Raw genomic sequence first — 12,909 nt, 5'->3', positions numbered from 1 at the left:
CGGCACCGGATGGCGGCGGGGACACCGTCGGCGGCATCGCCGCCATGGGCACCGTCCGCGGTTCCGGCGGGGCCGGAGCGCGCGCGGTCACGGTGCCGTCGTCACCGCCCCCGGACGACGGCACCGGTTGCGGATTCGGCGGAAGAGACGTCATGACTCGGCAGGGTAGCGCCCGTGGGGTCAGGCCGACTTCTCACCGCGTTCCCGCGACCGGCGCGAGGGTTGCCGCGACACGATCGTGGGATTGACGTTCTCCCGGACGGTCTGTTCGGTGATGACGACCTTGGCGACGTCGTCGCGGCTCGGGATGTCGTACATCACCGGCTGCAGGACCTCCTCCATGATCGCCCGCAGTCCCCGGGCGCCCGTCCCGCGCAGCAACGCCTGGTCCGCGATCGCCTCCAGCGCCGTCCGGGTGAACTCCAGCTCGACGTTGTCGATCTCGAACAGCTTGGTGTACTGCTTCGTCAGCGCGTTGCGGGGCTCGGTCAGGATGCGCACCAACGATTCCTTGTCCAGGTTGGTGACGCTCGCGACGACCGGCAGGCGCCCGATGAACTCCGGGATCAGACCGAACTTGATCAGATCCTCGGGCATCGTCTCGCTGAAGACGTCGCTCTCCTCGATCTCGCGCTGGGTGCGGATCTCGGCGCCGAAGCCCAGGCCGCGCTTGCCGATCCGGTCGTTGATGATCTTGTCGAGGCCCGCGAACGCCCCGGCCACGATGAACAGCACGTTCGAGGTGTCGATCTGGATGAACTCCTGGTGCGGGTGCTTGCGCCCGCCCTGCGGCGGCACCGAGGCGGTGGTCCCCTCCAGGATCTTCAGCAGCGCCTGCTGCACACCCTCGCCCGACACGTCCCGGGTGATCGACGGATTCTCGGACTTGCGCGCGACCTTGTCGACCTCGTCGATGTAGATGATGCCGGTCTCGGCGCGCTTGACGTCGTAGTCGGCGGCCTGGATGAGCTTCAGCAGGATGTTCTCGACGTCCTCGCCGACGTACCCGGCCTCGGTCAACGCCGTGGCGTCGGCGATGGCGAACGGGACGTTGAGCAGCTTGGCCAGCGTCTGGGCCAGGTAGGTCTTGCCGCACCCGGTCGGCCCGAGCATCAGGATGTTCGACTTGGCGAGCTCGACCGGCTCGTCCTTGCCGTCCTTGCCGCTCTTCGGCGTCGACTGGATGCGCTTGTAGTGGTTGTACACCGCCACGGCCAGCGTCCGCTTGGCCTCGTCCTGACCGATGATGTACTGCTCGAGGAACTCGTGGATGTCCGTCGGTTTCGGCAGTTCGTCGAGCTGGACGTCATTCGACTCGGCGAGCTCCTCCTCGATGATCTCGTTGCAGAGCTCGATGCACTCGTCGCAGATGTACACGCCGGGGCCGGCGATGAGCTTCTTCACCTGTTTCTGGCTCTTCCCGCAGAAAGAACACTTCAGCAGGTCTCCGCCGTCGCCGATCCGTGCCATGACCGCTGACCTCGTCCCCTCCCGGTGCCGGTGACACCCGCGTGCCGCGTGGTGCCGGTGACACCTTCTCGTGCGTTGACACCTCTGTCCGTTGCCACCGCTCCCGGTGACGACCGCCGCCCGGTGACGGATGCTCTCCGGTGGCGAATGCCGTCCGATGAAGCTGCCGTCCGGTTGCCACCGACGGTACCTGCCCCGCGCGTCCCACGGGAGCGTCCGCGGACGATCGGGGCGCGGACTCCCACTCTAATGCCGCGGGCGGGCGGCTGCCGTCTCCCGACACGCCGCCCGCCCGTCACCGTGCATCAGGCCGTTGCGAGGTCCTCAGTCCGTCGAGGCCTTGCGGTACTCCAGCACCTGATCGATCATGCCGTATTCCTTGGCCTCCTCGGGCGTGAGGATCTTGTCCCGCTCGATGTCCGCACGCACCTCGTCGGCCGACTTGTTCGTGTGCTTGGCCAGGGTGGTCTCCATCAGGCGGCGGACCCGCTGGATCTCCCGGGCCTGGATCTCCAGGTCGGAGACCTGGCCGTAGGCGCCCTCGGTCGCGGGCTGGTGGATCAGCATGCGCGCGTTGGGCAGCGCCAGCCGCTTGCCCTTCGTCCCCGCCGCCAGCAGCACCGCCGCGGCCGAGGCGGCCTGCCCCAGGCACACCGTCTGGATGTCCGGACGGACGTACTGCATGGTGTCGTAGATCGCCATCAACGCGGTGAACGAACCACCCGGCGAGTTGATGTAGATGATGATGTCGCGGTCCGGGTCCTCGTGCTCCAGGTGCAGCAGCTGGGCCATCACGTCGTTGGCCGAGGCGTCGTCGACCTGGACCCCGAGCATGATCTGTCGTTCCTCGTACAGCTTGTTGTACGGGTTCGACTCCTTGATCCCGTAACTGGTCCGCTCCACGTAGGAGGGCATCACGTACCGGGACTGCGGGAGATAGGGCATGTTCATGGTCTTCTCCTCCTACCGTGCCCGGTCAGTTCGCGTTCGGGGTCGGGTTGTCGCGGGTGAGCACCTGGTCGACGAAGCCGTAGTCGCGGGCCTCACTCGCCGTGAACCAGCGGTCCCGGTCGCTGTCGGCCAGGATCTGGTCCACGGTCTGCCCGGTCTGCTCGGCGGTGATCTCGGCCAACTGGTGCTTCCACTTGCCGAACACCTCGGCCTGGATGGCGATGTCCGAGGCCGTACCCCCGACACCGGCCGACGGCTGGTGCATCAGGATCCGGGCGTGCGGCAGCGAGTACCGCTTGCCCGGGGTCCCGGACGACAGGAGGAACTGCCCCATGGACGCCGCCAGACCCATCGCGTAGGTGGCCACGTCCGGCTCGATCAGCTGCATCGTGTCGTAGATGGCGAAGCCCGCCGTCACCGATCCGCCGGGCGAGTTGATGTAGAAGCGGATGTCGGCCTGCGGGTCCTCGGCGGCCAGCAGCAGGAGCTGCGCGGTGATGCGGTTGGCGACCTCGTCATTGACCTCGGATCCGAGCACGACGATGCGCTCCTGGAGCAGCCGCTCGTACACCGAGTCGGTCAGGTTGAGCCCCGCGGTGCCGGTCCGCCCCTCGGGCATGTGCTGCGTCACGTCTGCCTGCCTTTTCGCAAAGTGTGAAGATCTTGTCACCGACCCTAACGAACCCGGGCGGTGCAGATGGCCTGTCACCGCCCGAGTTCGCTCAGAGCATGAGCACCGGTCACCGTTCGGGCGTCGAAGAACCCTCGGCGTCGTCGGCGGTGGCCGACCCGGCACTGTCCTCACCCGAGGCGGTGTTCGCACCCGAGGCGGTGGCAGCGTCCTCGTCCCGGTTCTCCGACCCGGTGTCCTGCCCGGCGCCGGACTCGTCCCCGGTGTCGTCGGTGTCCTCGTCGGACCCGAACAGTTCACTGAGGTCGACTGTGGAGCCCGACTGGTCGGTCACCGTCACCTCGCGCACGATGCCGGCCAGTGCCTTGCCCCGCCGCACGTCAGCGTAGATCGCCCCGAGCTGGTTCGCCTCCTGGAGCCGGCGCACGTACTCGTCCGGGTTCATCCCGGACTGCTGGGCCTGGTAGATGATGCGCTCGGTCAGCTCCGAGTCGTCGACGTCCACTTCGCGCTGGTCGGCGACGGCGTCCAGCAGCAGCTGGGTGCGCACCGACTTCTCGGCCTCGGTGCGGACCTCGTTCTCCCACTCCTCGGGGTCGCCGCCCTGGGCCTCGAGCGCACGCTTGTAGGCGTCCTCGTCGTGGTCGTACGGGTGGATCGCGTCGTGCTTGCGGTTGGAGATCTCCTGCTCGAGGATCGTCTCCGGCAGCGGGACCTCGACCCGCTCCAGCAGCTCGTCCAGGACCTTGTCCCGGGCCTGCACGCCCTGCTGCACGCGCTTCATGCGCAGCGCCCGCTCCCGCAGGTCGGCCTTGAGCTCGTCGATCGTGTCGAACTCGCTGGCCAGCTGGGCGAACTCGTCGTCCGCCTCGGGGAGCTCCCGCTCCTTGATCGAGTTCACGGTGACCTCGACGTCGGCGTCGCGGCCGGCGTGGTCGCCGGCGACGAGCTGCGTCGTGAAGTGCTTCGTCTCGCCCTCGTTCGCACCGATGATGGCCTCGTCGATGCCGTCGACGAGCTGGCCGGACCCGATCTCGTAGGACAGGCCGCTCGTCGAGGCGTCGGGCACCTCCTCGCCGTCGACGGTGGCCGACAGGTCGAGGGAGACGAAGTCACCGTTCTGCGCGGGCCGGTCGACGCCGCTCAGCGTGCCGAACCGCGCGCGCAGCTCGTCGAGCTGCTGGGTGACCTCGGACTCGTCGAGCTCAACGTCGTCCACGCTGACCGTGAGGTCGTCGAGGTCGGGCAGGGTGATGTCCGGGCGGACGTCCACCTCGGCGCTGAACTCCAGGACGTCGCGGTCCTCGAGCCGGGTCACCTCGAAGTCGGGCTGCCCGAGCGTGCGCACCTCACCACTGCGCACCGCTTCCGTGTACTTCGCGGGAATGGCCTCGTTGACGACCTCGTCGAGCACCGGGGCACGGCCGATACGGCTTTCGAGGACCCGGGCCGGGGCCTTGCCCGGACGGAAACCTGGGATCCGGACCTGCTGAGCGATCTTGCGGTAGGCGCGGTCGAAGTTCGGTTTGAGCTCGTCGAACGGCACCTCGACATTGATCTTTACGCGCGTCGGGCTCAGCTGCTCGACGGTGCTCTTCAACGTTATCTCCTCGCCGGGACTGTGTCGGTCTGATGGGCCGGCCCGGCGACCTCGGGTCAAGCACGGACCGGATGTCCGAGTCTAGGCCAGCACCCCGCTCCCCCGTGGTTCGGGTCCGTCCCCCACCCGGGAATCGACCGCGTCCGGTGCCCGCCCCGGCACTCCGTGAAGGCCCCCTTCCCCGCGCTCCGTGCAGTGAAGGGGGCCTTCGCGGAGTCACACGCGGGGAAGGGGGCCTGCACGGCGACACCTACGACGACACCTACGGGGACTCGGGGCGGCCCGTGCCGCCGTCCGCGGGGGACGGCTCCTGGTAGACGTCCGGGATGCCGTCCCGGTCCTCGTCGCGGGTCTCCTCCTCGTGGATGCGGCGGTAGACGCGGTTGCGCAGCCGCAGGATCACGGTCGCCAGCAGCGCGGCCAGCAGTGAGCCGCACAGCACGGCGATCTTCACCAGCTCGTCCCGGTCCCCGCCGGTGCCGAAGGCGAGGTCGCCGACCAGCAGCGACACCGTGAAGCCGATCCCCGCGAGCAGGGACAGTCCGAGCACGTCCACCCAGGCGATGTCCCGGTCGAGCTCGGCCTTGGTGAACCGGCCCATGAGGTAGGTGGTGCCGAAGATGCCGAGTCCCTTGCCGAGGACGAGCCCCGCCACGATGCCGAGCGCGACCGGATCGGTGAGGGCCTCGACGAGTCCGCTCCACCCGCCGAAGGCGACCCCGGCCGCGAACAGGGCGAAGATCGGCACGGCCACACCGGCCGAGACCGGCCGCCAGCGGTGCTCGAAGTGCTCGGCGAGGCCGACGGCCTCGCCCTCGCGCCGCAGCGCGGGCACGGCGAACCCGAGCAGCACCCCGGCCACGGTCGCGTGGACCCCGGAGGCGTGCACCAGCCCCCAGGTGAGCAGGCCGAGCGGGATCAGCAGCCACCACGACCGCACGCGGCGCTGCACGAGCAGCGTGAACACGGCGAGCGGGGCGAGCGCCAGCAGCAGCGGCCCGACCGCGAGGTCGTCGGTGTAGAAGACGGCGATGATGGTGATCGCGATGAGGTCGTCCACCACGGCCAGCGTGAGCAGGAACATCCGCAGGGCCGAGGGCAGGAACCGGCCGACGACCGCCAGCACCGCCACGGCGAACGCGATGTCGGTCGCGGTGGGGATCGCCCACCCGCTCAGTGCCGACGAATCACCCAGGTTGATCACGACGTAGATCGCCGCGGGGAGGACCACGCCACCGACCGCCGCCGCGACCGGCACCGCCGCGCGCCGTGGATCCCGGAGTTCCCCGGCGACGAACTCGCGTTTGAGCTCCAGCCCCACCACGAAGAAGAAGATGGCCAGCAGGCCGTCGGCGGCCCAGTGCGACAGGTCGAGGTTCAGGTGCAGTGCCTCCGGGCCGAAGGTGAACTCCCGCATCGCCGTGTAGGACTCCGACCAGGGCGAGTTCGCCCAGACCAGCGCGACGACCGCTCCGGCGAGCAGCAACATCCCGCCGACGGTCTCCAGGCGCAGGATCTCGGCGACCTGTTTCCACTCCCGCCAGGTCGTGCGGCTGAACAGCTTCGGTGTGGTGGGGGGTGGTGTGCTCATCTCGGTCTCGTCAACCCCTCCCGGTCGGGTGCGTCGGGCACTGCAGGCGTGATCGTACTTGGCGAACCGCACGCACCGGCGGCTTCCGGCCGCGGGCCCCGGGGCGACACCGCACCCGCGGGGACGCCCCGCACGAGGCGACCGCCTTCCCCGACACGGCACGACGGAGACGACGAACGGCCGGTTCCACCCCTGTACGCCGCGATTATCCGGCACGGGCGGGCGTCCCGTCGCGGTGCGGGCCCCCGCGGCCGACCGGACCGCCCCACGGGTCCCGATCCGCACGACTTGAGCGGAATGTCACTCCCGGTGTGCCCGGGAGGGTTCCCGGACCGGTGCGCGCGCGGTTAGATTCCCCCGCACCGCCGACGACGCTGGGAGCCACATGTCGACACCCACGGGACGACTCCGTCCACAGCGGGGTTCGCCGTGGTCGCGAGCTCCGCGGGACTCCGGTGCGGTCCTGCGCACGGCCCGGCACGTGTCCGACGACCTCGCCGACGGACTCGCCGGCCCCCGGGTGCGCGCGGCCTGCCGCGGCATCCGCAGGCTGCTCGCCGCCGACGCCGTCGGGCTGGCCGACCTCTCCGGATCCGTCACCACGGTCGGCGCCATGCCCGCCGACGTCGACGCCACGGCGCTGATCGACCGGGTCCTGCACACCGAGCACCGCGGCCGCCGCGGGGACGTGGTCGCGCTGCCGTTGCTGGTCCACGACGAACTCGCCGGGGTCCTCGTGGTCTCCGGGGCCCCGCGGACGGCGGAACTGCGCGAGGTGGCGAACCTGATCGTCGCCGCGCTCGAACGCGCCCGCCTCGAGGCGTCGGCGGAGCAGGCCGCCGAGGCCGAACTGCGGGCGCTGCGGGCCGAGATCTCCCCGCATTTCGTGTACAACGCCCTCACCGTGATCGCGGGACTCGTACGGCCGGACCCGGACCGTTCCCGGGAGCTGATGCTCGACTTCGCCGACTACATCCGGTACAGCCTCGCCAGCCACGGGGAGTACACGACCGTGGCCGACGAGTTTCACGCGATCGAGACGTATCTCGCCCTCCAGCGCGCGGTGCTCGGCGACCGGCTCCGGGTGCAGGTGCGGGTCGCGCCCGAGGTCCTCGCCGTGGCGCTGCCGTACCTGGTGCTGCAGCCGATCGTGGAGAACGCCGTCCGGCACGGGATCGAACGCCACTCCGACGGCGGCACCGTGCAGGTGCTCGGCGAGGCGGAGGGGACCGACTGTGTGATCAGCGTCACCGACGACGGGGTGGGCATGGACCCGGAGCTGGCCCGCGACCTGCTCGCGGGCACCGGCGGCGCCACGAGCATGGGGCTGGCCAACGTCGACCGCCGTCTGCGTAACGTGTACGGGCCGTGGTTCGGCCTCGTCCTCGAGACGGCGGAGGGTGCGGGCACGCGGGTCGTGATGCGGATACCGCGATTCCAGCCGGGAGTGATGCCGTGACCGAGACCAACCCCGCCCCGACGGCCCTGCGGGTGCTGGCCGTCGACGACGTCCCCGCGGCCCTGGACGATCTGTGCCACCTGCTGCGGGAGTCGCCCGAGGTCACCGAGGTCGTCGCGGCGGCCGACCCGCTGACGGCCCTCAAGCGGCTGCAGGACGACCGGTTCGACGCGGTGTTCCTGGACATCGCGATGCCCGGACTGGACGGGCTCGAACTCGCCGCGCTGCTGAACAAGCTCGCCACGCCCCCGGTGATCGTGTTCGTCACCGCCTACGACGAGCACGCCGTGGCCGCGTTCGGGATCGGCGCGGTCGACTACCTGCTCAAGCCCGTGCGCGCCGAACGCCTGGCCGACGCCCTGGCCCGGGTGAGCCGGATGGTGCCCGGCGAGCACCCGGCGCCCCCGCGGCAGTCGACGCCCGACGCGCTGGCGGCGCTGCCGGTCGAGTCGGCGGGGCGCACCCGGTACGTCCAGCGCCAGGACGTGCGGTTCGTGGAGGCCCACGGCGACTACGTCCGGCTGCACACGCGGTCCGGGGTGCACCTGGTCCGGATGCCGATCTCCCGGTTGGAGGAGTACTGGGCCGACGCCGGGTTCGTCCGTACCCACCGGGGATTCCTGGTCGCGTTGAGCGCGGTGCGGGAGTTGCGCAGCGACTCCGTGGGGGGCCTGCTCGCGCACACCGACCTGGGTGACGTCCCGGTCAGCAGGCGGCACGCGCGCAACCTGCGGGAACAGCTGCTGCGCGCGGCACAGCGCGGCGAGCTGCACGCGGAGGGGACGACCCCGTGAGCACCGCGAGCACCGCGAGCACCGGGCCCTCCACCGCAACACCGGCCGCGGCACCATGAGCCAGCGCCGAGTGACGGTCACCAGCCCGCAGACCCGGTTGGCGCACGCACGACGGCGGTACCGGGGACCGTGGCGCCCCACCACGCTCGACCCGGCGGACGCGCCGCGGGCGGTCGCCCAGTACCGGGTGCAGCTGCGCCGGGCGGTGCTCACCCTCACCCTGCTGGGCGTGCTCGTGGTCGGGCTTCCCCTGCTGCTGGCGGCCGTCCCGGCACTGGACACGGTGCGGGTGTTCGGGGTGCCGGTGTCCTGGGTGGCGGTCGGGGTGCTGCCGTTCCCGTGCATGGTGCTGCTGGCGGTGTGGCACCTGCGCCACGTCGAGCGCACCGAACGGTCCGACCACGACGGCGACGGGGACGTGGACGGGCACCGTCCGTCCCGGGGAGGCCCCCCGTGATCGTCACGCTGGCCGTGGCGCCGGTGCTGTTGATCACCTTGTTCGTCGGTCTGCGCGGCGTGGCGGCCATGCGCACGACGTCCGACTTCCTCGTGGCCTCGCGCCGGGTGTCGCCGCTGCTGAACTCGGCGGCGGTGTCCGGGGAGTACCTCTCCGCCGCCTCCTTCCTCGGGGTGGCCGGGCTGATGATCCGCGACGGCGTGGGCGCCCTGTGGTACCCGGTCGGCTTCACCGCGGGCTACATCGCCATGCTGGCGCTGGTGGCCGCGCCGATGCGCCGTTCCGGCGCGCTGACGGTGCCCGACTTCGCCGAGGCGCGGCTGGCCTCGCCCACGTTGCGCAGACTGGCCGCGACGGTCGTGCTGACCATCGGGGTGCTCTATCTGGTGCCGCAGTTCCGCACCGCCGGCCTGGTACTCAGCGTGGTCAGCGGGACGCCCTACTGGGTGGGCGTGATCATCGCCGGGGCCGCGGTGAGCGCCACCCTGGCCCTGGGCGGGATGCGGGCGGCCACCTACGTCCAGGCGTTCCAGTTCGCGTTGAAGCTGGTGCTGTTCATCGTGCCCGCGCTGTGGCTGCTGGCGCAGGTCGGTCCGGACGTCCGGGAGCGGGCGCTGACGGCCGAGGAGTTCACCCGGTTCGACAGCGAGACCGCGGTGACCTTCCGGGTGGGGGCCACCCTGGACGTTCCCGAGGGGGTGCGGGTACGCACCCCGGACGGCGGCACGCGGACCGTCCCCCCGGGCGAGTGGACCGTGCCGGAGGACACGCGGGTCACCTTCGCCGCGGGCAGCCGCGCCCCCGAACCCGAGGGGGCGGCACCGCCGGGCGCGCCGGGCTGGGAACGGCCGCTGCTCGACCTCGACGACACCGGGCACCCGCTGCTGGCCACGCTCGCGGTGCTGATGGCGACGATGTTCGGCACGATGGGCCTGCCGCACGTCATCATGCGGTTCCACACCAGCCCGGACGGCACCGCCGCCCGGCGCACGGCCGCGTTGACCGTGGTGCTGCTGTCGGCGTTCTACCTCTTCCCCGGCATCTACGGCACGCTCGGCCACGTGCTCGTGCCGCACCTGTACCTGTCCGGGGCGACGGACAGCGCGGTGGTGGCGCTGCCCGCACAGGTCGACGACACCGTCGTCGGGACGGTGTTCACCGGGTTGCTGACCGCGGGGGCGTTCGCGGCGTTCCTGGCGACCTCGCTCGGGCTGCTGCTGGTGGTCGCCGGCGCGATCTCGCACGATCTGGTGCCCGGCGGGCTGCGGCAGTTGCGGGTCGCGGTGCTCGGGGCGGCGGCGGTCATGGTGCTGCTGGCCCTGCCGGCCCTCGGACTGGACGCCAGCACCCTGGTCGGCTGGGGTTTCACGGTCGCGGCCTCGACGTTCTGCCCACTGCTGGTGCTGGGGATCTGGTGGTCCCGGCTGACGGCGGCGGGCGCGGTCGCCGGGGTCGCCGTCGGGCTGGCGACCTCGTGCGGGGCCTTCCTGCTGGGCACCCTCGACGTCGCGCTGCCGGGTTGGCTCACCGTCCTGCTCGTGCAGCCCGCCCCGTGGTCGGTGCCGCTCGCCTTCGCGGTGATGGTGGTGGTGTCGCTGTTCGGCAGGCCGCCGCCGTGGGCGACGGCGGCGATGCTGCGGCTGCACCTGCACGAGCACCGCAGCTCCCCGTTCGCCGACCGCCGGGCCCTGGCACGTGACCTGGGCCACTCGTCGTGGTCGGCCCGCCGCTCGTCGGCCGTTCGTCGCATCACGCGCCGATTGGTCCGCTGACAATTACGACGTCTCGGACCTCCTCCCTACTGTGACGCGGCACGCACGGCGCACCGCGGACCGGTACGCCCCCACGGGCACCGGTCGGCGGGTGCGCCCACCGACGAGAGTGCGCCACTGACGAGGAGGTCAGGAGTGAGTACCACCGAGCCCTCGACGCATCCGCCGGGGCCGAGTTCCTGGGCCGAGGTGCACGGCAGCGCCGAGTTCCAGGACCTGCGGAAACGGCTGCGGAACTTCGTCTTCCCGATGACCGCGTTGTTCCTGGTCTGGTATCTGCTGTACGTGCTGTTGGCCGACTACGCGCACGGCTTCATGTCCGTCCGGGTCGTCGGCAACATCAACATCGGGTTGATCTTCGGGCTGCTGCAGTTCGTGTCCACCTTCGTGATCACGGGGCTGTACGTGCGCTACGCCAACCGCAGGCTCGACCCGGTCGCCGACAGCATCCGCAACGACGTCGAGGCGGCCGGGTTCGCCGACGGCGAGTCGGACACCGACGGTGACCAGACGGAAGGGAAGGCGTCGTCGTGAACCTGGCGCAGAGCATCGAAGGCAACAATCCGATCCTGAACATCACGATCTTCGCCCTGTTCGTGGTGGTGACCCTGGTCGTGGTGTTCCGCGCGTCCCGCAACACCAAGACCGCGTCCGACTACTACGCCGCCGGCCGGGCGTTCTCCGGGCCGCAGAACGGCACGGCCATCGCCGGGGACTACCTCTCGGCGGCGTCGTTCCTCGGTATCGCGGGCGCGATCGCCGTGTACGGCTACGACGGCTTCCTGTACTCGATCGGGTTCCTCGTGGCCTGGCTGGTGGCGTTGCTGCTGGTGGCGGAGCTGCTGCGGAACACCGGCAAGTTCACCATGGGCGACGTCCTGGCGTTCCGCATGCGGCAACGGCCGGTGCGGGCCGCGGCGGCCACCTCGACGATGGCCGTGTCGTTCTTCTACCTGCTGGCGCAGATGGCGGGCGCGGGCGCGTTGGTGTCGCTGCTGCTCGGCGTCGAGGGCGACGTCGGGCAGGGCCTCGTCATCGCGGTCGTCGGCGTCGTGATGATCATCTACGTGCTGGTCGGCGGGATGAAGGGCACCACCTGGGTGCAGATCATCAAGGCCGGGCTGCTGATCGCCGGGACGTTCGCGATGACGGTCTGGGTCTTCGGCAAGTACGGGTTCAACCTCTCCGAGCTGCTCGGCTCCGCCGCCGAAGCCTCCGGTGAGGGCGACACGCTGCTCAACCCGGGTGCCAAGTACGGCGTGGACAGCGCCACCCAGCTGGACTTCCTGTCCCTGGGCGTGGCCCTCGTGCTCGGCACGGCGGGCCTGCCGCACGTGCTGATGCGCTTCTACACCGTGCCCACGTCGAAGGACGCCCGGAAGTCGGTGGTGTGGGCCATCTCCCTGATCGGCCTGTTCTACCTGTTCACCCTGGTGCTGGGCTACGGCGCGGCGGCCATCGTCGGCACCGACACGATCAACAACGCCCCCGGCGGGGAGAACTCGGCGGCACCGCTGCTGGCCGAGGCGATCGGCGGACCGGTGCTGCTCGGCTTCATCGCCGCCGTCGCGTTCGCGACGATCCTGGCCGTGGTGGCGGGCCTGACCATCACCGCGTCGGCGTCGTTCGCGCACGACGTCTACGCCAACGTGATCAAGCGGGGCAAGGTCGACAGCAAGAACACCGAGGTGCGGGTCGCCCGCATCACCGCCTGCGTCATCGGCGCGGTGGCGATCCTCGGCGGGATCCTGGCCAAGGACCAGAACGTGGCGTTCCTGGTCGCCCTGGCGTTCGCCGTGGCGGCCTCGGCCAACCTGCCGACCATCCTGTACTCGCTGTTCTGGAAGCGGTTCAACACCTCGGGCGCGCTGTGGTCGATCTACGGCGGGCTGTCGGTGACGATCGTGCTCATCGTGTTCTCCCCGGCCGTGTCCGGTACGGAGAACTCGATGATCAGTGGCGCCGACTTCAGCTGGTTCCCGCTGCAGAACCCGGGGCTGGTGTCCATCCCGGTGTCGTTCTTCCTCGGCTGGCTCGGCACGGTGCTGTCCTCCGAGCACCTGGAGGACAAGCACAAGGAGATGGAGGTGCGCTCGCTCACCGGCGCGGGTGCGGAGAAGGCCTCGGCGCACTGAGGCCGGGCGCGACCGGCCCGTCCGGGCCGCCCCTGCCGGTACCCCGCCA

11 protein-coding genes are annotated in these 12,909 nt (G+C 70.6%); 6 read left to right on the top strand and 5 right to left on the bottom strand.

Going from position 1 to position 12,909, the window contains the following annotated elements:
* Positions 1-180: 180 nt before the first annotated feature.
* The 5 genes from clpX to nhaA all read right to left on the bottom strand — a co-directional run bounded on the left by clpX (position 181) and on the right by nhaA (position 6,243).
* Positions 181-1,470, bottom strand: a complete 1,290-nt coding sequence (gene clpX / locus ACTIR_RS0117970; RefSeq protein ID WP_026455320.1) for an ATP-dependent Clp protease ATP-binding subunit ClpX — start codon at positions 1,468-1,470, stop codon at positions 181-183.
* A 324-nt stretch (positions 1,471-1,794) separates the two neighbouring features.
* A complete protein-coding gene (locus ACTIR_RS0117965) occupies positions 1,795-2,421 on the bottom strand; it encodes an ATP-dependent Clp protease proteolytic subunit (RefSeq protein ID WP_007023752.1) in 627 nt (208 codons plus the stop codon).
* 25 nt (positions 2,422-2,446) lie between these two features.
* On the bottom strand, positions 2,447-3,052 hold the full coding sequence (locus tag ACTIR_RS0117960; protein ID WP_084258412.1) for a ClpP family protease: 606 nt from the start codon (positions 3,050-3,052) through the stop codon (positions 2,447-2,449).
* A 109-nt stretch (positions 3,053-3,161) separates the two neighbouring features.
* Complete coding sequence (tig, locus tag ACTIR_RS0117955; RefSeq protein WP_026455319.1) at positions 3,162-4,652, bottom strand: trigger factor; 1,491 nt, start codon at positions 4,650-4,652, stop codon at positions 3,162-3,164.
* 262 nt (positions 4,653-4,914) lie between these two features.
* Complete coding sequence (gene nhaA, locus ACTIR_RS0117950; protein WP_026455318.1) at positions 4,915-6,243, bottom strand: Na+/H+ antiporter NhaA; 1,329 nt, start codon at positions 6,241-6,243, stop codon at positions 4,915-4,917.
* 481 nt (positions 6,244-6,724) lie between these two features.
* Here nhaA and ACTIR_RS0117945 point away from each other — a divergent pair, with 481 nt between their 5' ends.
* The 6 genes from ACTIR_RS0117945 (at position 6,725) to ACTIR_RS0117920 (ending at position 12,860) form a co-directional block, all read left to right on the top strand.
* On the top strand, positions 6,725-7,702 hold the full coding sequence (locus ACTIR_RS0117945; RefSeq protein ID WP_034240796.1) for a sensor histidine kinase: 978 nt from the start codon (positions 6,725-6,727) through the stop codon (positions 7,700-7,702).
* Positions 7,699-8,496 carry a LytR/AlgR family response regulator transcription factor gene (locus tag ACTIR_RS0117940; RefSeq protein WP_026455316.1) on the top strand — a complete coding sequence of 266 codons (798 nt, stop codon included), beginning with the start codon at positions 7,699-7,701 and terminating at the stop codon, positions 8,494-8,496. The genes ACTIR_RS0117945 and ACTIR_RS0117940 overlap by 4 nt, the downstream gene beginning before the upstream one ends.
* A 55-nt stretch (positions 8,497-8,551) precedes the next feature.
* The gene (locus tag ACTIR_RS0117935) at positions 8,552-8,953 is read left to right on the top strand and encodes a hypothetical protein (RefSeq protein ID WP_026455315.1); all 402 of its coding nucleotides are present in this window, start codon (positions 8,552-8,554) and stop codon (positions 8,951-8,953) included.
* A complete protein-coding gene (locus tag ACTIR_RS0117930; RefSeq protein ID WP_026455314.1) occupies positions 8,950-10,725 on the top strand; it encodes a sodium/solute symporter in 1,776 nt (591 codons plus the stop codon). The genes ACTIR_RS0117935 and ACTIR_RS0117930 overlap by 4 nt, the downstream gene beginning before the upstream one ends.
* A 135-nt stretch (positions 10,726-10,860) precedes the next feature.
* Positions 10,861-11,259, top strand: coding sequence for a DUF485 domain-containing protein (locus ACTIR_RS0117925; RefSeq protein WP_026455313.1), 399 nt, complete (start codon positions 10,861-10,863; stop codon positions 11,257-11,259).
* Positions 11,256-12,860, top strand: a complete 1,605-nt coding sequence (locus ACTIR_RS0117920) for a solute symporter family protein (RefSeq protein WP_026455312.1) — start codon at positions 11,256-11,258, stop codon at positions 12,858-12,860. Before ACTIR_RS0117925 ends, ACTIR_RS0117920 begins: the two co-directional genes overlap by 4 nt.
* The last annotated feature ends 49 nt before the right edge of the window (positions 12,861-12,909 follow it).

This window comes from Saccharomonospora iraqiensis subsp. iraqiensis, assembly GCF_000430445.1.
Classification (GTDB): domain Bacteria; phylum Actinomycetota; class Actinomycetes; order Mycobacteriales; family Pseudonocardiaceae; genus Saccharomonospora; species Saccharomonospora iraqiensis.
Note: the sequence above shows the minus strand (reverse complement) of the source record. Positions and strands in the feature narration are given on the sequence as shown.

What these genes read in the sequence shown, in the direction of transcription:
- clpX (WP_026455320.1), bottom strand. Translation starts at nt 1,470, where the DNA reads ATGGCACGGATCGGCGACGGCGGAGACCTGCTGAAGTGTTCTTTCTGC.
- ACTIR_RS0117965 (WP_007023752.1), bottom strand. Translation starts at nt 2,421, where the DNA reads ATGAACATGCCCTATCTCCCGCAGTCCCGGTACGTGATGCCCTCCTAC.
- nhaA (WP_026455318.1), bottom strand. Translation starts at nt 6,243, where the DNA reads ATGAGCACACCACCCCCCACCACACCGAAGCTGTTCAGCCGCACGACC.
- ACTIR_RS0117935 (WP_026455315.1), top strand. Translation starts at nt 8,552, where the DNA reads ATGAGCCAGCGCCGAGTGACGGTCACCAGCCCGCAGACCCGGTTGGCG.